Annotated in this window: 18 protein-coding genes; 13 read left to right on the top strand and 5 right to left on the bottom strand. The window is 62.3% G+C overall.

The annotated features are described in order from the left end of the window. Window positions 1-8 precede the first annotated feature (8 nt). A complete protein-coding gene (locus P5703_RS07540; RefSeq protein ID WP_011913602.1) occupies window positions 9-941 on the bottom strand; it encodes a chemotaxis protein CheV in 933 nt (310 codons plus the stop codon). A gap of 112 nt (window positions 942-1053) precedes the next feature. Next, the gene (gene yegS, locus P5703_RS07535; protein WP_049339171.1) at window positions 1054-1965 is read right to left on the bottom strand and encodes a lipid kinase YegS; all 912 of its coding nucleotides are present in this window, start codon (window positions 1963-1965) and stop codon (window positions 1054-1056) included. A gap of 375 nt (window positions 1966-2340) precedes the next feature. Here yegS and P5703_RS07530 point away from each other — a divergent pair, with 375 nt between their 5' ends. The 11 genes from P5703_RS07530 (at window position 2341) to P5703_RS07480 (ending at window position 16000) form a co-directional block, all read left to right on the top strand. After that, window positions 2341-3768 carry an undecaprenyl-phosphate glucose phosphotransferase gene (locus P5703_RS07530; RefSeq protein ID WP_013983092.1) on the top strand — a complete coding sequence of 476 codons (1428 nt, stop codon included), beginning with the start codon at window positions 2341-2343 and terminating at the stop codon, window positions 3766-3768. Window positions 3769-3925: 157 nt separating this feature from the next. Beyond that, window positions 3926-4363, top strand: a complete 438-nt coding sequence (locus P5703_RS07525) for a low molecular weight protein-tyrosine-phosphatase (RefSeq protein WP_014597010.1) — start codon at window positions 3926-3928, stop codon at window positions 4361-4363. A 13-nt stretch (window positions 4364-4376) separates the two neighbouring features. After that, on the top strand, window positions 4377-6593 hold the full coding sequence (locus P5703_RS07520) for a polysaccharide biosynthesis tyrosine autokinase (protein ID WP_020307907.1): 2217 nt from the start codon (window positions 4377-4379) through the stop codon (window positions 6591-6593). A gap of 131 nt (window positions 6594-6724) precedes the next feature. Next, window positions 6725-7807: a glycoside hydrolase family 5 protein gene (locus tag P5703_RS07515; RefSeq protein ID WP_249269811.1), complete on the top strand. Its 1083-nt coding sequence runs from the start codon at window positions 6725-6727 to the stop codon at window positions 7805-7807. A gap of 18 nt (window positions 7808-7825) precedes the next feature. Beyond that, complete coding sequence (locus tag P5703_RS07510; RefSeq protein WP_011913609.1) at window positions 7826-9013, top strand: polysaccharide pyruvyl transferase family protein; 1188 nt, start codon at window positions 7826-7828, stop codon at window positions 9011-9013. Window positions 9014-9015: 2 nt separating this feature from the next. Then, window positions 9016-10248: an oligosaccharide flippase family protein gene (locus P5703_RS07505; protein WP_125856493.1), complete on the top strand. Its 1233-nt coding sequence runs from the start codon at window positions 9016-9018 to the stop codon at window positions 10246-10248. Between the two features lie 64 nt (window positions 10249-10312). Continuing rightward, complete coding sequence (locus P5703_RS07500; protein ID WP_049339167.1) at window positions 10313-11563, top strand: Coenzyme F420 hydrogenase/dehydrogenase, beta subunit C-terminal domain; 1251 nt, start codon at window positions 10313-10315, stop codon at window positions 11561-11563. Between the two features lie 44 nt (window positions 11564-11607). Then, a complete protein-coding gene (locus P5703_RS07495) occupies window positions 11608-12861 on the top strand; it encodes a hypothetical protein (RefSeq protein ID WP_011913612.1) in 1254 nt (417 codons plus the stop codon). Further along, window positions 12821-13696, top strand: coding sequence for a glycosyltransferase family 2 protein (locus P5703_RS07490; protein WP_013983099.1), 876 nt, complete (start codon window positions 12821-12823; stop codon window positions 13694-13696). The genes P5703_RS07495 and P5703_RS07490 overlap by 41 nt, the downstream gene beginning before the upstream one ends. Next, the gene (locus tag P5703_RS07485; RefSeq protein ID WP_013983100.1) at window positions 13689-14456 is read left to right on the top strand and encodes a WecB/TagA/CpsF family glycosyltransferase; all 768 of its coding nucleotides are present in this window, start codon (window positions 13689-13691) and stop codon (window positions 14454-14456) included. Before P5703_RS07490 ends, P5703_RS07485 begins: the two co-directional genes overlap by 8 nt. Window positions 14457-14899: 443 nt before the next feature. Beyond that, entirely contained in the window at window positions 14900-16000 is a 1101-nt protein-coding gene (locus P5703_RS07480; protein ID WP_014597018.1) for a polysaccharide biosynthesis/export family protein, read from the top strand. 264 nt (window positions 16001-16264) lie between these two features. On the opposite strand, the gene P5703_RS07475 is transcribed toward P5703_RS07480, so the two are convergent. Both P5703_RS07475 and pap read right to left on the bottom strand, forming a co-directional pair. Next, window positions 16265-17449: a thiolase family protein gene (locus P5703_RS07475; RefSeq protein ID WP_285586002.1), complete on the bottom strand. Its 1185-nt coding sequence runs from the start codon at window positions 17447-17449 to the stop codon at window positions 16265-16267. A 279-nt stretch (window positions 17450-17728) separates the two neighbouring features. Beyond that, window positions 17729-19228, bottom strand: a complete 1500-nt coding sequence (pap, locus tag P5703_RS07470) for a polyphosphate:AMP phosphotransferase (protein ID WP_019406833.1) — start codon at window positions 19226-19228, stop codon at window positions 17729-17731. A gap of 222 nt (window positions 19229-19450) precedes the next feature. Here pap and P5703_RS07465 point away from each other — a divergent pair, with 222 nt between their 5' ends. Then, window positions 19451-20179, top strand: a complete 729-nt coding sequence (locus P5703_RS07465) for a 4'-phosphopantetheinyl transferase family protein (RefSeq protein ID WP_125865508.1) — start codon at window positions 19451-19453, stop codon at window positions 20177-20179. 186 nt (window positions 20180-20365) lie between these two features. Continuing rightward, window positions 20366-20773 carry a PA2817 family protein gene (locus tag P5703_RS07460; RefSeq protein ID WP_011913619.1) on the top strand — a complete coding sequence of 136 codons (408 nt, stop codon included), beginning with the start codon at window positions 20366-20368 and terminating at the stop codon, window positions 20771-20773. 126 nt (window positions 20774-20899) lie between these two features. On the opposite strand, the gene ihfB is transcribed toward P5703_RS07460, so the two are convergent. Next, the gene (gene ihfB / locus P5703_RS07455; protein WP_285585999.1) at window positions 20900-21181 is read right to left on the bottom strand and encodes an integration host factor subunit beta; all 282 of its coding nucleotides are present in this window, start codon (window positions 21179-21181) and stop codon (window positions 20900-20902) included. Window positions 21182-21252 lie beyond the last annotated feature (71 nt).

Genomic DNA, 21252 nt, shown 5'->3' with positions numbered 1-21252 from the left:
GCGGGCTGTCAGGCCTGCTCGTCCAGCTTCAGGCGGTCCTGGATCACGTCCACCAGTTTTTCCGGCTGGAACTTGGAGAGGAAGTTGTCACAACCGACCTTCTGCACCATGGCCAGGTTGAAGCTACCCGACAGAGACGTGTGCAGCACCACATAGAGGTCCCGCAGACGCGGATCGTGGCGAATCTCGGTGGTCAGGCGATAGCCGTCCATCTCCGGCATCTCGGCATCGGTGAACACCATGAGCAGCTTGTCGGTGAGCACTTCGCCGGCGTCGGCCCACGCCTTGAGCATGTTCAGGCCCTTCAAGCCGTCGCTTGCGGTGTGGATCTTCAGGCCGAGCTGGCTGAGGGTTTCGCGCAGCTGAGCCAAGGCCACCGAGGAATCGTCCACGCAGAGCACTTCCCGGCCACGAGCACGCTCGAGGATCGGATCGGCCAGCCGCTCGGCGGAGATGTTGGTGTCATAGGGGACGATCTCGGCGAGCACCTTCTCCACGTCGATCACTTCCACCAGCTCATCGTCGACCTTGGTGATCGAAGTCAGGTAGTGCTGCCGGCCGGCGGTAGTCGGCGGCGGCATCACCGCTTCCCAGTTCAGGTTGACGATGCGGTCCACGCCACCGACCAGAAAGGCCTGCACGGTGCGGTTGTACTCGGTGACGATGATGGTGCTGCGCTCGTCCGGCACCAGCGGCCGCAGGCCGATGGCTCGCGACAGATCGACCACCGGCAGGGTCTGCCCGCGCAGGTTGACCACGCCGCACACCGAACTGTGTCGGTGCGGCATCAGCGTCATCTTCGGCAGCTGGACAACTTCCTGCACCTTGAAGACGTTGATGGCGAACTTCTGCCGCCCGCCGAGCCGGAACATGAGAATTTCCAGGCGATTCTGCCCCACGAGGCGGGTGCGTTGATCGACTGAATCGAGAATGCCGGCCATTTCCAGGCTCCTTGGGAAAACATGGTAAGAGGCATATCGGCCGCATCCCCTTCGGCTTTATGTACCGTTCACCACTTTTTTCCCAGCTTACCGGCTGCCGGCTTCGCCCATATCACTGCGCCCGGAGATTTCGTTGCAGCAGCGGCGACTCCGGGGGCACGTGCAGGCGCAAAGCCCGCGGGCGGACATCGAAGCGCAGACTGGCGCCTGTGAAGGGTTCGCCGTCCAGATTGATGTTGATCGCCGTCGGCGCCTCGACCTCGAGCCAGGGCACCCGGGCACTGACCGACACCGCATCGACCCCAAGCAGACCACCGCTGAGCAGCGTGCCCAGGGTCCCGACGGCATCCGCCGGTGCCGGCACGATGCAGACGTCCAGCAGCCCATCGTCGATCGTCGCCTGCGGGCAGAGCAGCTGGCCACCGCCGGCCTGTCGCCCGTTGCCGATGCCCAGCGCCAGGAACTCCCCTTCCCAATCGAAGCCCGGCCCGCTGAAACGACCCTTCGCGGAATGGATCTCGGCAAAGCGCGTCAGGCCGGTGAGCAGATAGGCGCCGCCACCCAGCACCCGCTTGAGCTCCTCGGAGGTGCTCGCGGTGACCTTTGAGCCGAAGCCCCCGGTGGCCATGTTGACGAAGGGATGGCCGTTCATTGCGCCGATATCGATCACTTGCGCCGGCTGCTCCAGCAAACCCAGTGCCTCGACCGGGTCGAGCGGTATGCCGGCAGCCTTGGCGAAGTCGTTTGCACTCCCCAGCGGCAGCAGCGCGAGGCTGGCGTCCGCTTGTATCTCCAGCATGGCCGCGGCCACCTCGTGCAAGGTGCCGTCGCCGCCACCGGCAATCAGGGTCGGATAGCCCGCATCCAGCGCCTCGCGCACCAGCCGCTGCGCATCGCCTGGCTCCCAGGTGACACGAACCGCCAGATCCCACCCCGCCTCGCGACGCTGTTTAACCGCCTCGCGTACCTCATCGTTGAGCGCCTGTTTTCCATGCAGTATCAGCAGCGCCTTGGCATCGCCCATGGCAGTTCATTCCTCGCAATTGGCACCGCTGCATAAGACCGGGGCCGGGGTCGGAAGTTGTGCGCAACAAGCGCAGCGGTATTAATCCAAAACTTCGATGTATCGCACCGCCCGTCATTATCCGCGTCCTGCTTAGCCCGCCACGCTCATCTCGGGCGCCGCTCAAAGCGCTTTCAAAACAGCTATTTGCGCGCATTTTGCGGGCCCGCTCATTTTTTTGGCGGCCCACTGACTCCTACTGAACTCATCCGGAGAGGCACGGTCGGAGCAGGAGTCCCGATCACGGTTGCGATGGCGGCCTGCTATCAATCCCCCGCGTTCCGCGGCGATTAATTCGAGATTTGAGCCAGCTTTGAGCTGAGGATGGAGCCTTGTATGCGCGTACAGTCTGTTGGAACCCTTGAATATGCTCACCCGAGTTTCGTCGATTACTTCCTTGCCAGCATTCGCCTGATCCACGGCCTCACGTCGATCCTGCCCGGGCTACTCCTGCTGGCGTTCATGGAACTTCCCGCCAGCGGCCCGTTCAGCGCATTCCTCGGCTTCTTCGCGGTACTCAGCGTCATCATCTTCCAGACCGTCGGCATCTATAGCGAAGAAGTGTTCAGCACCCTGTTGCGCTTCCGCGTCATGCTCGTGGCCTGGGCCGCAGCGTTCAGCTTCCTGATCTTCATGCATCAGGGCATGGGCCTGTTCAGTTACCTGGAAACCAAACATCTGGTGTTCTGGTTCTTCACCAGCGCCGTCCTGTTCGGCGCCGAGCGCCTGGCCATGCTCGCGCTGTTCCGCCGCCTGATGGCGCGGGGCATGTTCCTGCAGAACGCAGTAATCCTCGGCGGTACCGAGAACGGCCTGCGCGTGGCCGAACACCTGCAGAACCATCGCGACATCCGCACCGGCGTGCTGGGCTTCATCGATGACCGCCTCGAGCGGTTGCCGAAGGAACTGGCCAACCTGCCCCTGCTCGGCAACACCCGCGATCTGGAACGCATGATCCGCGAGGAAAAGGTCACCCAGGTGCTGGTCGCCCTGCCCTGGTTCGCCGACAGCCGCATCGGCCAGCTGATCAACGAACTGCGCAAGCTGCCGGTCAACGTCCTGCTGGTACCGGACATGGTCGCCTTCCGCCACGCCGACAAGCGCATCACCGAAGTCGGCGGCCTGCCCACCCTGATCGCGTCGGACCTGCCGCTGCGTGGCTGGTCGCCCTTCTTCAAGCGGCTGGAAGACATCGTCATCTCCAGCATCGCCCTGCTCGCTGCCGCGCCGGTGATGCTGCTCATCGCGCTGGCGATCAAGCTCGACTCGCCGGGTCCGGTGCTCTTCAAGCAAAAGCGCTACGGCTACAACAACCGGCTGATCGAGGTTTTCAAGTTCCGCTCGATGTACCACGAGAAGTCCGACGCCAACGCCGATCGGCAGACCACCCGTGGCGACGATCGCATCACCCGTGTCGGCCGCTTCATCCGCAAGACCAGCCTCGATGAGTTGCCACAGCTGCTGAACGTCTTCCTCGGCAGCATGTCCATGGTCGGTCCGCGCCCACATGCCACCGCCACCAAGGCTGCCGGCGTGCTGTTCGAGGACGCCGTGGCCGAGTACTCGGCACGTCATCGCGTCAAACCCGGCATCACCGGCTGGGCGCAGATCAACGGCTACCGCGGCGAGACCGACACGCTGGAGAAGATCGAGAAACGCGTCGAGTTCGACCTCGACTATATCGAGCGTTGGTCGGTCTGGTTCGACCTCTACATCCTCGTACGCACCCCGCCGGCGCTGCTGCTGAACAAGGACGTGTACTGATCGACGCACGCTCCGCGCGCCGCCGAAAAGACTGGAAAAAGTCACGCCGCACAAAGGCGTGACAGGAAGGAACTAATGACACTGCCCAAAATCTCACATTCGTTCATCACGGGCCGAATCCCGGCGGCTGCGACCTTGCAGCCACGAGGTTGAACCCATGTTCAAGAACATTTTGATCGTCTGTGTCGGGAACATCTGCCGGAGCCCAACCGCCGAAGCGTTGTTCGCGCACAGACTCAGCGGCCAGGGCCTGACGATCAGTTCGGCGGGCATTGGCGCACTAGTAGGTAACCCCATGGACAAAACCGCCCATGAAGTACTGCAGGACCACGGGCTGGAACTCCCCGCCCACTGTGCGCGCCAGGTCGACAGTCACATGCTGCACCAGGCCGACCTGATCCTGGCGATGGAGAACAGCCACATTCAACACATTCGCCAGATTGCACCCGAGGTCCACGGCAAGACGTTTCTCATCGGCAAATGGCAGGACAACCTGGAAATTCCGGACCCCTACCGCCAATCCAAACCCGCTTTTGAACATGTCCACAATCTCCTGACGAAATCCGTCGAGAGCTGGCTTCCTTACCTGAAATGAAGAAGGAACTTCGATGACAACCATGCCCCGCCCAATCTATGAAACCAAAGAGGACAAGGACATCGACCTGGCCCACCTCTTTGACACCTTCATCAACAACCGCATGCTCATTCTGGGCATCACCGGCTTCTTCGCGGCCCTGGGCATCGCCTATGCGCTGCTCGCAACACCGGTCTATCTCGCCAGCGCGATGATCCAGATCGAACCCAAGAGCGGCTTGCCGAGCCTGACCGACGTGGTCAACAACAACCCGCCGGTATCGCCGGCACAGACCGAGATCGCGCTGCTCAAGTCGCGCTCGGTGGTGGGTGGCGCGGTCAGCAACCTGAACCTCGACATCATCATCAAGCCCCACCACTTCCCGATCATCGGCGGCTTCATGGCCCGGCGCTTCGAACCGACCGAAGAAGGCGAGCTGGGCTGGTACCCGACCGGCCTCGGCGCTTACGCCTGGGGTGGCGAAGTACTGAAGGTCACCCAGCTGGAAGTACCGGACAAGGTGCATGGCAAGGAGCTGACGCTGGAAGCCGCCGAGAACAATGGCTTCATCCTGCGCGATGAAGACGGCGAAGTCGTGGTACAGGGCGTCACCGGCGAGCCGGTAGAGAATGAAGGCTACCGCGTCACCGTGGCCGAGCTGAACGCTCGCCCCGGCACCACCTTCACCGTGATCAAGAATCGCACCTACAACACCACGGAGAGCTATCAGCAGCGCCTGTCCGCCGCCGAGCGCGGCAAGCAGTCGGGCATCGTCAACGTGACCCTGGAAGACCCGGATCCGCAACACGCCATCCGCGTGCTGGAGGAAGTGGCCAACCGCTACGTCGATCAGAACGTTGCCCGTAACGCTGCGGAAGCGACCCAGAGCCTGGAGTTCCTCAACGAGCAGGTTCCGGCCGTACGCCGCAACCTCGAGGCTGCCCAGACCGCGCTGAACAAGTACCAGACCGGCTCCCGCTCGGTGGATATCACCGCAGAAACCCAGTCGGTGCTCGATCGCATCGTCGACCTGGAAAAGCAGATCTCCGAGCAGAACCTCAAGCGCACCGAGATGGAACGTCGCTTCACTCGTCAGCACCCGAACTTCCAGGCGCTGATGAACCAGATCAACCAGCTGCAGATGCAGAAGGACCAGCTGGAGAAGCAGATCGACACCCTGCCGTCGACCCAGCAGGAACTGCTGCGCCTGACCCGCGACGTGGAAGTTTCCTCGGAAACCTACTCCATGCTGCTGAACAAGACCCAAGAGCTGGACATCATCCGCGCCGGCACCGTGGGTAACGTGCGCATCATCGACCACGCCGCGGCAGACCTGGAAAACCCGGTCAAGCCGAACAAGCCGCTGGTAGTCATCGTCGCCACCCTGCTCGGCGCCCTGCTCGCCACCGCCTTCGTCTATGTGCGTGAAGCACTCAAGCGCGGCGTGGAGAATCCGGAGGACATCGAACGCACCGGCACCCCGGTCTACGCCTCGATTCCCTTCACCGAGAAGCAGGCCACGCTGGAGAAGCGCCTGGCCAACTTCAAGCGCGACAAGAGCACTGCATCCTACCTGCTGACCATCAACGACCCGGCCGACCTCGCCACCGAGGCCATGCGCAGCCTGCGCACCAGCCTGCACTTCGCGATGATCGAGGCCAAGAACAACGTCCTGATGATCACCGGTCCGAGCCCGGCAGTCGGCAAGTCCTTCGTCACCACCAACCTGGCCGCCGTTGTCGCTCAGTCCGGCAAGCGTGTACTGCTGATCGACGCCGACATGCGCAAGGGTTACCTGCACAAGGTCATGCGTTGCGATGGCGACAAGGGTCTGTCCGATATCCTCTCCGGTCGCATCACCCTGTTCGATGCCATCCAGAAGACCCAGCTGAACAACCTCCACGTGATCACCCATGGCCAGTTGCCGCCGAACCCGTCGGAACTGCTGATGCACGAGAACTTCTCGCGCTTCGTCAAGGAGATCAGCCACATGTACGACCTGGTGATCTTCGATACCCCGCCGATCCTGGCGGTCACCGACGCCGCGCTGGTCGGCAGCCAGGCAGGTACCACGCTGATGGTCACCCGCTACGGCCTGAACGGCCTGAAGGAAATCGAAGCGGCCAAGCGGCGCCTCGAGCAGAACGGCCTGCTGGTCAAGGGCGTGATCTTCAACGCCGTGGTCCGCAAGGCATCCACCTATGGCGAGTACGGCTACTACCAGTACGAATACGCCAGCACCAATAAGTAAGTGATTCGCACGGCGGCGGGGTCAACCCCCGTCGCCATGCCGAACGCCACCCTTTTTTTTTCGTATCTGCCCGACACTGACCTTGCGAGCGTCAGCGGACATTTTTTTTGCTTGAAGATAGGTGTTTAGCGATGACCAGACACTCCAACCGGCCTGCAATGCGCTCGACCCGACTGGCAGTGGTCCTGGCCGCCGCGCTGTCGGCTGTCGGCGTGTGCGCCGCCGACTGGCCTGTCAATGACGAAGGAGGCCTGGCCCTGCACGGGGTCAACATCTCCGGTGCCGGCTTCGCCCCGCACATCACGCCGGGCAAGAACGGCACTCACTACTTCTACCCCGAGAAGAAACACTTCAAGTACTACGCCGATCAGGGCATCCGCCTGATCCGCTTTCCGTTCATCTGGGAGCGCGTGCAGCACTCGCTCGATTCCGGATTGAACTTCGACCAGATCCGGTTGTTGAAGAAGACCCTGGATCTGGCCGCACAGAACGGCCAGAAGGTCATTCTGGACATGCACAACTATGGTCGTTACCACGGCGAACTCATCGGCTCGAGCAAGGTGCCCTACGAAGCCTATGCCTCGGTGTGGCGCAAGCTGGCCGAGCGCTTCAAGGGTCACCCGGGCCTGCTCGGCTACGACATCATGAACGAGCCGCACAGCACCGTGGGCCTCTGGCCGGGCGCAGCCCAGGCGGCGGTCGATGCGATCCGCGAAGTCGACGACCAGACGCTGATCTTCATCGAGGGCGAGCGCTGGTCGAGCGCTTATCACTGGCCGCTGGTGAACGCCAATTTCCTGATCAACGACCCGGCCGACCGCCTCATCTACGAGGCGCACCTGTACTTCGACGACGACTTCTCCGGCAAGTACATGGCCCAGACCAGCCGAAACATCGATCCGATGATCGGCGTCGAACGCGCGCGGCCATTCATCGAGTGGCTGCAGAAGCATGGCCAGAAAGGCTTCCTCGGCGAGTACGGCATCCCCGACGACCTGCCCGAAGCGGCGCAAGCGATGGACAACCTGCTCGCCTACCTGAACGACAACTGCGTGCCCAGCGCGTACTGGGCCGGCGGCCCCGGCTGGGGCACCTACAAGCTTGCGATCGAGCCGCGCAACGGCAAAGACCGTCCGCAGATGGAGCTCATGCGCAAGCACCTGGCCAACGACTGCACGGCCATCGGCCCTACACCTGCGCAAATTGCTGATTGATTCTGGAGTGACTCGAACATGAAATTCGGACTGCTGTGGCATTCGTTCTCATCCGGCAACCTCGGGGTTGGCGCGCTGAGCATTTCCAACATGCTGCTGATCGACGAAGCCGCCCGCAAATGTGGCATCACCCCGGAGTTCCTGATCATCGGCTCCTCCGGCCCCTGTGATTACCCGCCGTCCACCGAACGCTTCAACTACGAATTCATCGAGTTCAACGAGAAGGCCCTGCTGAAGAACCCGCACGGCCTGTATCGGGCTATCGCTTCCTGCGACGCGATCTTCGACATCGGCGAGGGCGACAGCTTTTCCGACATCTATGGCGCCAAGCGCCTGATCAAGCTGCTGGTCAGCAAGGGCATGGCACTGGGTGGCCGCGTGCCGCTGATCCTGTCGCCGCAGACCATCGGCCCGTTCAAGTCCGATTGGGGCACCAAGGCCTCGGCCTGGGCGATGAAGAAGAGCACCATGGTCTTCGCCCGCGATCACCAGTCCTTCGATGTGCTCAAGCAGCTGAACATCCCCAATCGCGACGAGGTGATCGACGTCGCCTTCGCCCTGCCCTTCGAGCGCCAGAGCGAACAGCGCGACCCAAGCAAGCTCGCCGTGGGCCTGAGTGTCTCCGCGCTGCTGCATCATGGCGGCTACGAAGGCACGGCCAACCAGTTCGGCCTGCGCGCCGACTACAAGGCGCTGACCGACCGGCTGATCCGTACCCTGCTCGAGCGCGGCCACGAGGTGCACCTGGTGCCCCACGTGATCCCGATCGGGTTCCCCGCCGAAGACGACTACACCGTCTCCCAGCAGCTCCAGCAGCAGTATCCGGAGCTCAAGCTGGCGCCGCGCTTCAAGGGGCCGATCGAAGCCAAGTCCTATATCAGCGGCATGGACTTCTTCGTCGGCGCGCGCATGCACGCCACCATTGGTGCCTTTTCCGCGGGCGTACCGGTCGTGCCGCTGGCCTACAGCCGCAAGTTCGCCGGGCTCTACCAGTCGCTGGACTACCACCGCGTGGTCGACCTCAAGACCGAGGACACCGACAGCGCGCTGGAGCTGGTACTGGCGCACCTGGACAACCGTGAACAGCTCAAGGCCGAGGTCGCCGCCAGCGGCGCGATCATCCGTCGCAAGCTGGACGCCTACAGCGCCGCACTGGAACAGATTCTGGCGACGCTGCATCAGCCTCAGGCCGCGTATCAGAGATAACCATGCGCGACCACGCCCTGATGGGGGTCACCACGGCGGCTCGGACCGCCGTGCAGCTGGGCACCCTGCTGATCCTCGCGCGCACGCTGGGGCCGAGCGACTTCGGCTTCATTTCCATCGTCATCACCTGGTCGACCATCGTCGCGCTGGTGACCGACTATGGCTTCGGCATGCGCGCCCTGCGCGACATCGGTGCCGAACGCGAGCGGGCCGGCGAGATCATGTCGGCCAGCCTGGCGGCGAAGTCGGTGCTGGTGCTGCCGGCCTGCATCGTGCTGCTACCGGTGATCCTGTTCGTGCTCGACCTGCACCTCATCGAACGTTTCGCCGCGGTGCTGTTCCTGCTCGGCACGCTCGCTTCGTCCTACGGCGACCTGGGTCTGACGGTTTTTCGCAGCATCGGCCAGTTCCACCGCGAAACCCGAATCGTGGTGGCGACGGCGCTGGTGCATTTCGTCCTGATCGGTGCCGCGATTCTGCTGCGCAACGACGTCCTGGCCATCGGCGTGGCGTTTCTCCTGTCGCGACTGATCTACGCCACCTTCGCCCTTCGCGCCCTGTCGAGGATCCTCGAACTGGGCGGCATCCTGCGCAATTCCTGGAAGGTGCTGGGCGAACGCTTCAAGTCTTCCACGAGCTTCGCGGTGGACAGTGGCGCAACCAACATCTTCGCCCAACTGGACGTCATCCTGGTCAACCACCTCGCCGGCCGCGAGGCCGCTGGCATCTACTTCGCCGGCTCGCGGCTGATCCAGGGCGCGGTGCCGTTCAGCGTGCTGCTGGCCAGCGTGCATATCCCGCGCTTCGCCTATCAGCTGCACAACAAGACCGCCGGGCTAGCCCGCTACGGCCTGCGCATCCTCGGCGAATACACGGGGATGGGGCTGATCTTCGCGCTGGCGTTCTTCTTTATCGGCCCGCTGTTCACCGATTACTTCCTCGGCGCCGAGTACGCGGAGCTGAACACCCTCTGGCTGGCGTTCGCCTGCTTCACCGCCGCGCGCTTCACCGCCGCCGGGCTTGGCGTACAGCTGATGGCCATGGGAACCGGCTTCTTGCGCACCTTCGGAATCATCGCCTCGGGCGTGATCACCGTGCTCTGTTACTGGATTTTCATTCCGTCCCACGGAATACAGGCGGCCCCCTGGGTGTCCACTCTCGGCATGGTCGTCCTGACAGGCATTTACGGTTATGCGGTGCTCGCCATCTACCGCAAGCGGCGCCAGCCCGCATGACCGAACTCGTTAAATACTGCCGGTCGCGCATCGCGCCCGACCGGCCGCTCAAGGGAAGGCAGGTATGAAAGTTTTACTCAATCGCGTGCTCAACAACGACCTGTGCAGTGGCTGCGGCATGTGCAGCTCGGTGGCCGATGACGACGCCATCAAGATCCGTCTGACCGGCGATGGCTATCACCGCCCGGTGCTCAATGCGCAGTACCAGAACAAGCCGGTTGCCAACGAGCAGACCAGCGCCGCCTTCGCCAAGTCCTGCCCGGCGCTGAACCTGGACATTCGACCGTACAAGTCGGCCAACTACCACCCCATCTGGGGCGAGATCCTCGATACGCTCAAGGGCTATGCCACCGATAACGAGATCCGCCAGGCCGGCTCCTCCGGCGGTGTGATCTCCGCGCTGGCGCAGTATTGCCTGGAGAAGAACCTGGTCGACGGTGTCATCCAGATCCAGGCCTCGCACACCGACCCTCTGGAGAACGTCGCCACCATCAGCCGCTCGCGGCAGAACATCATCGCCTCCTCCGGCTCCCGCTACGCGCCGGCAAGCCCCGGTGAGGCACTGAAATGGGTGGCCATGTCCACCGAGAAGTACCTGTTCATCGGCAAACCCTGCGACGTCGCCGCGGTGCGCCAGATGCAGCAGCACGATCCCCGCCTGAAAGAAAACATTCCCTACATCGTCTCCTTCATGTGCGCCGGCACCCCGAGCCTGCAGGGTACCGAGCAGGTGCTGGACAAGCTGGAGGTCGAACGCAAGGACGTCACCGCCTTCCGCTACCGCGGCGACGGCTGGCCGGGTCTGACCAAGGCGACGCTGAAGAACGGCGACGAACGCACCATGACCTACAACGACTCCTGGGGAAAGGTGCTCAACCGTCACCTGCAGACCCGCTGCAAGATCTGCCCGGACGGCATCGGCGAGTTCGCCGATATCGTCTGTGCCGACGGCTGGGAAGGCGATGAAAAAGGCTACCCCTCGTTCGAAGAGCGCGAGGGCAACTCGCTGATTCTGGTACGCACCGCAAAAGGCCGCGAACTTTTTCGCAACGCGGAGGCCGATGGTGTTGTCAAAGCGGAGGCGTTCGATACGGGCAGCATCTTCGCCATCCAGCCGTTCCAGTACTACCGCCGCACGACGATTCTTCCGCGGCTGCTGGCCATGAAGCTGCTGTTGCTCAAAACCCCTTCGTACAAAGGCTTCGAGCTTGGCAAAGGGGCCAAGGAGATCGGGTTCTACCAGAGCTTCAAGGCGTTCACCGGTCTGCTGGTGCGGCGCAAGAAGATCAAGAAGCGGGCGCTGGAAACAGCCTGATGGGCTGTGGCGCTCAAGGAACCAATACCTAAGGACTCAGGTTGATGACGAATTTCAGTTCACGCTTCTTCTTTTTTCCGTTGCTGATCATGGCGATCGTGCTGCACTTCGCCGTGTTCGGGGACAGCCCGCACAACCCTTACGGCATCAAGGGTCTGAACGAGCTGTACCTCGCCATCTGCATCATCTTCACCATTCTGCTGCTGCTGGCTTCGGCGGAAAACGCTCCGCGTGAGTTTCGCATCATCATGTACTACTGCGCCTACACCACCGTGGTGTTTCTGGTGCTGCCGGCGATCTTCGCCTACTACACGTACGGACAGCCGATCGTCTTCGGGCTGATCGAGGAACGCCGGGTACTGGCGGCTCTGGGCTTCGCGCCGCTGCTGTTCCTCGGCAAGCGCGTCAGCACCCTGCAGTTCGAGCGGGCATTCCTCTATGCCGCGCTGATTGCCGCGTTCTTCTCCTGGTGCTTCAAGTTCGGCGTGATTCCGGACATGCGCCCGGAAGTGCGCTCCGATGACCGCCCGGACCGATCCTCCATCGGCCCCTTCCTGATCTGCCTGGCGTACTTCTACTGCATCCAGATCTGGTCGAAGGGGGCGTCGCCGATCAGCGGTGCGGCGCGCAGCAAGACCTTCTATCTGGTGATTGCCGCGGTGCTGCTGCTGACCCTGGTGTTCGCTACCCAGACGCGCCAGCTGATCGTGCTGTGCCTGGCCTTCACCCTGTTCTGCCTGCGCGCCAAGGCCATCATCTGGGCCGCCTCGCTGTCGATTCTGCTGTCGCCGTTCTACTTCTATCCGAGCCTGCTGGAAATTCTCGGACTCAACGTCGAGTTCTACGACAGCACCCTGGAAGGCGTGGAAGACGGCGCCCGTTCGGTCACCATCGCCCTGATCTTCGACCACTTGAAGCAGGTCAACTGGCTACCCAGCGGTTCGCTCTCGCTGATGTGGCAGGACGGCTTCATCCCCTATTTCGGCGAACACTTCTTCCTCTCCGACGTCGGCATCATCGGCACGCTGTTCCGCTTCGGCTTCCTGACCTTCCTGATCGTCCCTATGACGCTGTTCGTCTATCACCGCATCGCCAAGAACATCGCCAGCGACATGAGCTTCATCTACGCGACCATGCTGGCCCTCTTCGTCATCTGGCCGCTCAACGGCCTGTTCGAATACGGCCAGCCGGTCATCGCCATGTTGTTCGTCATTCATGCCCTACGGGCCCGTTACCTCCGCAGCCAGGAACCTATCCATGAACGTCGCGCTTATCCTCAACTACAAGGCAGCTACTGAAACCATCAGTTGCGTTGAGAGCCTGCTCGCTCATTGCCCGGCTCTCAACCATGTGGTGGTCATCGACAACGATTCCCAGGACGGCTCCGTCGTGGCGTTCAACCAGTGGCTGGAAGCCCAGCCGCGGCACAACGTCACCGTGCTCGCCAACCCGGAGAACAACGGCTACGCCGGTGGCAACAACTACGGGCTGCGCTGGGCACTGGACAACCTGCCGGTGACCAACTTCTGGATCGTCAACAACGACACCTACGTCGACAGCGACGCCCTCACCCCGCTGCTCGACGCCCTCGCGCAGAACGATCGCCAGTTCGTCGGCTCGGTGATCCTCAGCGCCGATACCGGCCGCCTGGAGTGCTATGGCGGCGGCAAGCTGTACCCGCTGCTGGGCAAGGCGAAGCTGCTGGGCAAGGACCAGACCCTCGAAGCCATGGCCCAGACCAGCGAGCAACCGGATTACCTGATGGGCTGCAGCCTGGCGTTCTCGGCCAAGCTGATCGACCGCATCGGCATGATGGACGAGGCGTACTTCATGTATTCCGAAGAAGTCGACTGGCAGTTCCAGGCGAAGAAGAAAGGCGTGTCGATCCGCGTCGTGCCCGAAAGCCGCCTGTTCCACTACGGCTCGCTCAGCTCGGGCGGCCGTTCGGCCTTCTACCACTACTACCGCAACCGTGCGGCCACCCGTTTCAACAAGCGCTTCTACGGCCAGGGGTTTGCGCTGGCTTCGGCCTGTTTCCTGTCGGCGATCACCGTCATCAAGGAGTTCAACCACCCCAGCCTTGCCTGGTCCGGCATCAAGGGCGCCTTCAAGGGAGTAACGATGAGTGTCTAACGAGACTAACCACGCGTTCGGTGTGCATTTCTACACCGGCAGCAAGGCGTCGCTGCTGAACTGCATTCGCGAGGGGGTCAAGCAGCCCTACTCGTTCGTCGTGACACCCAACGTCGATCACCTCGCGCAGCTGCAGGACAACCCTGCCCTGCGCGAGGCATACGCCAAGGCCCGGCTGCGCCTGTGCGACAGCCGGATCCTGCAGCCGCTGCTGCAGCGTCTCGGCGTGCAGATCGAGGAAGTCATTCCCGGCAGCGACCTGACCATGGACCTGCTCGACTGGGCCAATCGCGAGCATCTGCGCATCGTGCTGATCGGCGCTACCGAACAGGAATGCAGCAAGTTGCGCGCGCTTTATCCAGGCATCACGGTCTACCACCACAATCCGCCGATGGGCTTCATCAATCGACCGGATGAAGTGCAAAAGGCATTGCAGTTCGTTCGTGAACACCCCTCGGAACTGGTGTTCTACGCGGTGGGTGCACCGCGCCAGGAAATATTGGCCAGTTCGATCGAAAGTCACGAGCGGACCGGAATGGGCTTTTGTATCGGCGCGTCGATTTCATTCGCCACCGGCAGTATTAAGCGTGCTCCGGTATGGATGCAGAACTGCAAACTGGAATGGCTGCATCGCATGCTCTCCGAGCCAAAACGCCTGGTCAAACGCTATGTCCATGATGCGCTGTTCATTGTTCCGGCATTTTGGCGGGAGAAGAACTACCGCATGGACAAAGCCAAGCCAGCAAAACAGGACAGCTGACGCATTCATCGAAAAAATGGCTGGAATTGCACGGAACCGCGGTGAACCCAGCCAGATCGAGACGGTCTATCCCTTCTGTGTGAGCGTGACAGGATGGCATTTCAACATCGAACTAAACATTGAGCGCCGTCCCGCCTCGGCCGTAATGCAGCAGCCACGCATAAACAAGTAAGGGATTAAACCTGCCAAGCCGACCGCTGCCGTTTTACAACCAGGAGGGAATTAAACGCTTCCGCGTAGCTGAATATAAAAGCCGCTGGAGATGAACATTCAGGAAGGAGAGAAATTTGGCTACCGATCCGATTTGGTCGCTGAGGAGTGTGGAGTGATGACTCCGGTCCTCTTGAAAAGGCGAAAGAACAATTCAAACGCCTCAGGCAAAAAAGTGAATCAAGCCGTCTCACTCTTTGAACAACAACCACTCCGTCAAGGATGAACAAACCATGAAACCATTCATTGCACTCGCTTTTACTTCCGCTCTGACACTGCAGGGCTGTGCTTTCGCCCCCGGCCAGTATCTTGACCCCGACGAGTTCAAGGAAGGCGCCGAAGCCGAACACGGCACGGTGCAGCTGGTCCGTATCACGCCGGAAATGCTCCGGGGTGAGATCGCGTCCGACAAAGGCACCTCGAGCAAGCAGGAACTGCTCAGCTACAAGCCGAGCGCCTACCGCATCGGTGCCAACGACCTGCTCTACATCACCGTCTGGGACCACCCTGAACTGACCGCGCCGTCTGGCCCGCAGCAGCAGCTGGATGCCAACGGACGCCTGGTTCGCCCTGACGGCACGCTGTTCTACCCGTACATCGGCAACGTCGAAGCGGCCGGCAAGACCATCGAAGAGCTGCGTGCCACCATCGCCCGCCGTCTGACCAACTACATCGACAGTCCGCAGGTGGACGTTTCCATCCTGCGCTTCGGTAGCCAGCGCGTGGTCGTCTCCGGTGCGTTCAATACTGCCGGCGAAGTACCGATCACCACCGCCCCGATGACCATCACCCAGGCCATCGGCCAGGCTGGCGTCGATACCGATACCGCCGACCTCACCGGTCTGACCCTCAAGCGTGATGGCCGCGAGTACATGCTGGACGTCGACTCCCTCAACCGCCCGGATTCCTGGCTGCACCAGGTCTACCTGAAGGACGGCGACCAACTGCACCTTCCGTACAACGACCAGCGCAAGGTCTACGTGCTGGGTGAGGTAATGTCGCCGCAAGCCATGACCTTCAAGGCCACCAGCATGAACCTGATGGACGCGGTCGGTACCGCCGGCGGTATTCGCCAGGAAACTGCCGATGGCGAGGCGCTGTACGTGATCCGCGGTGCGGAAAACATGGCCGAAGGTCAGGCCAAGGTGTTCCAGCTGAACGCCAAGTCGCCGACCGCCTTCGCTCTGGCCAAGCACTTCCCGCTGCAGCCGCAGGATGTGGTGTTCGTGGGGCCGGCCAACATTACCCGCTGGAACCGCTTCATCAGCCAGCTGCTGCCGTCCGCCAGCATCGTGGGCACCGGTGCCGCTGCCGAGTACAACCTGTCTCGCTAAGCGCGCCATGGCCTGATCGCAGGATCGGGTAGAAAAGCCGCAGAGTCATCACCGATGCTCTGCGGCTTTTTCGTATGTTGGCACCTGCCATTGCGCCGTGCGTGCAATGCCTACAGCGGAACCGAATTGCCGTCGGCGACGGCGCTCCACGCAGCGTCAGTCAGAAGCGGCCCGGCTAGTACCCCGCAGAACGCAGCCAGGCAAAAAAAACGGGCCTGCTACAGCTTGGTAGCAGGCCCGTTTCTGTGAGCAGCTTCGAGGGCGTCAGCGCACCGCTTCGAACAACCCGGCCGCGCCCATGCCGCCGCCCACGCACATGGTCACCACGCCGTAACGCAGATTGCGGCGCTGCAGTTCGCGCACGATATGGCCGGCAGTGCGCGAGCCGGTCATGCCGAACGGGTGGCCGATGGAGATCGAGCCGCCGTTGACGTTGTACTTCTCGTTATCGATACCCAGGGTGTCGCGGCAGTACAGGCACTGCGAGGCGAAGGCCTCGTTGAGCTCCCACAGGTCGATATCGGCAATCTGCAGCCCTATTGCCTTGAGCAGGCGCGGTACGGCGTAGACGGGACCGATGCCCATCTCTTCCGGCTCACAACCGGCCACGGTGAAGCCACGGAAGAACGCACGCGGCTTGAGGCCGAGCTCGATGGCCTTGTCCAGGCTCATCACCAGCGTCATCGAGGCGCCGTCGGACAGCTGCGACGCGTTGCCGGCGGTCACCGAACCGTCCTCGGCGAAAGCCGGCTTGAGGCCGGCGAGGCTTTCCAGGGTGGTGTCCGGACGGTTGCAGTCGTCACGGTCGACCACACCCTGATGCAGGGTGCGCTCGCCGGTGTTCTTGTCCTCGGTGAAATACTGCACGTTCATCGGCACGATTTCGTCGCTGAACAGCCCTTCGGCCTGGGCACGCGCGGTGCGCTGCTGGCTCTGCAGTGAGTAGAGGTCCTGCTGCTCGCGGGTGACGTTGTAGCGCCGCGCCACGAGTTCGGCGGTCTGGCCCATGGTGTGGTAGATGCCCGGCACGCGTTCCTGGATGATCGGGTTGAACAGATGATCGGTGTTGCGGCTCTTGAGCGTCAGGGTGATGGACTCCACCCCGCCGGCGACGATGACGTCACTGCAGCCCGAGGCAATCTGGTTGGCCGCGACGGCGATGGCCTGCAGGCCGGACGAACAGTAGCGGTTCAGCGTCATGCCGGAACAGGCGATGCCCAGGCGCGACAACACGGCGACGTTGCGGCCAATGTTGTAGCCCTGCGCGCCCTCGTTGGAACCGGCCCCGACGATGCAATCCTCGACCAGCGCCGGATCGAGATCGTTGCGCGACAGCAGCGCATCGACGCAATGCGCTGCCATGTCGTCGGGACGGGTCATGTTGAACTTGCCGCGAAAGGACTTGGCCAGGCCGGTCCGCACGCTATCGACGATCACTACTTCACGCATGACATACCTCGGAAACTAGGCGCGGTCGCGGGAATGTTATGGCGGCGCAGCGCGCACGGATTGTTCCACGACCGCAGGGTGGACGGTGATCCGAGCATAGTTCCGCCCTCGCCAGCGTGGCGATGACCATTCAGCAAGCATATGCACGGCCATTGCCTCACGGGTCAGGCATGCCCGCGGCAGGCGTTTGAGCAATCTCGCAGGTGGGTGCAGCGTCTAGCTGGCGCCTCGCTGCAGCCACAAGTCCGCTCCCTCAGGCACTTGGCGAGCCGATCCTGGTTAACGCCCCTTCTCGATCGCGGCCTCCAGCGCCTCGTTCAGCGTCCGCAACACCTTCACCCTGGCGAAACGCTTGTCGTTAGCCTCCACCAGCGTCCAGGGCGCGATCTCCGTACTGGTGCGGTCGACCATATCAGCCACCGCGTGGCCATAATCGTCCCAGCGCTCGCGGTTGCGCCAATCCTCGTCGGTGATCTTGAAGCGCTTGAAGGCGGTATCCTCGCGCTCCTTGAAGCGCTTGAGCTGGGTCTTCTTGTCGATGCTCAGCCAGAACTTCACCAGCACGATGTCCGCATCGACGAGCTGCTCCTCGAAATCGTTGATCTCCGAATAGGCCCGCAGCCACTCCTCCGGCGTGCAGAAACCTTCTACCCGCTCAACCAACACGCGCCCGTACCAGGAGCGGTCGAAGATGGTGAACTTGCCGCGCTCCGGCACATTGCGCCAGAAGCGCCAGAGCCAGGGCTGCGCCCGCTCTTCGTCGGTCGGTGCGGCGATCTGCACCGTACGATACATTCGCGGGTCCAGCGCGCCCGTGACCCGCCGGATCGCGCTGCCCTTGCCTGCCGCATCATGCCCTTCGAACAAGGCCAGCACGCCGCGCTTGCGCAGCCTGCGGTCGCGCAGCAGCCGTGATAGCCGCGCCTGCTCCTCGGCCAGTTGCTGCTGGTAGTTGTCCTTGTCGAGCTTCTGGCTCAGGTCCAGGCTGTCCAGCAGGCTCAGGTGATCGAGGTCCACCTGCAGCGGCGCCGAATGGGGCTGGGCCACGCTCTGTCCGGGCTGCTCCGCGGCCGCCAGCGCAGCCTGCAGACCTTCCAGCAGGATGCGCCCCACGGTCAGGCTGCGATAACGCTCGTCGGCGCCTTCGATCACGTACCAGGGCGCGAAATCGCGGCTGCTCAGCCGCAGGATCTGCTCGCCGTAGCGCACGAATTTGTCGTAGGTCTTGGACTGCTGCCAGTCCAGCGGGCTGATGCGCCAGCTGTGCAGCGGGTCGTTCTTCAACGAGTCGAGGCGTGCATTCATCTGGTCTTTCGAGAGATGGAACCAGAACTTGAAGATCAGCATGCCTTCGTCGCAGAGCATGCGCTCCAGACGCTGCGCCCGGGCCGTGGCCAGCTTCAGCTCGGCACCCTTGATGCGGCCATGCACGCGATCCTCGAGCATCTTGCTGTACCAGTTGCCGAAGAAGATGCCGGTATGCCCCTTCGGCGGCAGCCGCCGCCAGAAGCGCCAGGCCGGGGGGTGCGACAGCTCTTCGTCGCTGGGCACATCGAAGCTGTCGACCCGAATCAGCCGGGGGTCCATCCACTCGTTGAGCAGCTTGATGGTCTCGCCCTTGCCCGCCCCTTCGATACCGTTGATCAGGATCAGAACCGGGAACTTCGCCTGGGCCTTGAGCCGGTACTGCGCCTGCAGGAGCGCCTCGCGCAGGTCCGGCACTGCGGCATCGTAGGTGGCCTTGTCGATGGCGTGACCAATTTCGGCTGATTCGAACATCGCGCTCTCCGCTCGGTTGATGCGCTCAACCCTAGCAGGCAGCCCGCGGGCATAGCGAGGACCATGGCCGATAAGATCGCGTGACATTGATCTGTCGGCGAGACAGCGAGACCTTGACCTTCTGCCAGGTCACCGCACGCCCCGCTGCCGGCCGGCTCCATGAGCCGCTGCAGCGCGCGTTGCGTTGAACGATCGCAGCGCACTTCAGGCAGAATACCGGCCATGATCGAGCGCCCGCCCTACCCGCACTGCTGCACGCCGCCCCAGGACCATTGGCCCTTGCCCGAGGCATTGCCCGGTGTTCGCCTATTGAGCACGCAGTTCGACTCCGCCTTGCTCGACCCCGAAGACTTCACCCGCTGGGGCATTGCCGCGCCGCGAGGCGTTAGCAAGCGACAGGCAGAGTTTCTGGCCGGCCGCCTATGTGCACGGGAAGCCTTACAGAGCCTGACCGGCACACCCTATGTGCCAACCGTGGGCGAGGACCGCGCTCCGCAATGGCCGCGCGGCATCGTTGGCTCCATCACCCATGGCGCCGGTTGGGCAGGCGTCGTGGTAGCGCGGCAAAGCGAGTGGCGCGGTCTGGGGCTGGATATCGAACGCATGTTGGTGTGCGAGCGTGCCGACCGCCTGGCGGGCGAGATTCTCACGCCCAGCGAACTGGAGGCGTTTGCATCGCTGAGCGACCACGACCGCGCCGAGTTGGTCACCCGCACCTTCTCGCTCAAGGAAAGCCTGTTCAAGGCGCTCTACCCGTTGGTCAAGCAACGCTTCTACTTTCAGGATGCCGAGGTGCTGGAGGCCACACCTGGGGGGCTCGCGCGCCTGCGCCTGCTTATCGACCTTTCGCAGACCTGGCGCAACGGCGCATTGGTCGAAGGCCAGTTCGCTCGTTTCGACGGCTACCTGCTGAGCCTAGTCAGTATCCCCGCCGCGCCTTCGCCAGATTGAAGCGACGGAGGCCGACCATAGGGCGGCCGAGCCCGACAGACGTCGAAGCGCCCCGCCTGGCTGGTCCCTCATGCTGATTCGATAGGCTGGAACCGAACCCTCAGGCGCCAGACGAGTCAACCAGACACCCCAAATCACCGGCGCGCACGCCTATAATCGCGCCCTCAGAAACGACACAGGTGCACCATGGCCAATCCATACCACGATCACAACCTGGCCCTGCTGGCCCATCTGCGCGGCATCCTGCTCGCCATGGGCGAGGCCGAACAGGTCTCGGAAGAAAGCCACGCGCTGTTCCTCGAACGCTTCGACGAACTGATCATGAACCTGCAAAACGTGCCGGAAGAGCGTCACATGGGCCAGGACCTGATCTGCCAGGTCTTCCATCGCTACCCGCAGATTGCCCACCTCGTCCCGCGCGACCTGCTCTGGTTCTTCGGCGGCGACTGTCTGCACTTCATGCCGGACGAGGAAATCGCCGTATTCCAGCAACTCGAAGAACGCCGCTACGAAGCCGAACAGAACGACGAGCCCTTCGACTGGAACCATGAGAAGCAGCTATTGAGCATGCCGGATGAGGGTGCGCGGCACTGAAAATGCACGTTCGAGATCTATTCGCGGGCAACGAGCCAACTGCTCATCTCGCTATAGATGCGCCAACCCGAGAACTATGCCCTAAACATTAGAGTATTCAATGATCCTTGCGACAGCTATTCAGAACTAGTCGTCGTTCACCCGATCCCGCAATTCCTTTCCCGGCTTGAAATGCGGAACGAATTTGCCGTCGAGGCTGACGGATTGGCCAGTCTTGGGGTTGCGGCCGACGCGGGGGGCGCGGTAGTGCAGGGAAAAGCTACCAAAGCCGCGGATCTCGATCCGGTCGCCAGTTGCCAGAGCCTGAGCCATTTGCTCAAGCATGGTCTTGATGGCCAGCTCGACATCCTTCGACGAAAGCAGCCCCTGCTGGGTGACGATTCGCTCGATCAACTCCGACTTGGTCATGGTTTTCCCTTCGTTTTCAAGCGGCTAGATCATTCGGGTTGCGATCGTTTGTAGCATGTTGTTCAGAGTTT

The sequence above is a fragment of the Stutzerimonas sp. FeSN7 genome, from assembly GCF_030263795.1.
Taxonomy (GTDB): Bacteria; Pseudomonadota; Gammaproteobacteria; order Pseudomonadales; family Pseudomonadaceae; genus Stutzerimonas; species Stutzerimonas stutzeri.
This window is presented reverse-complemented; position numbering and strand designations above follow the sequence as displayed.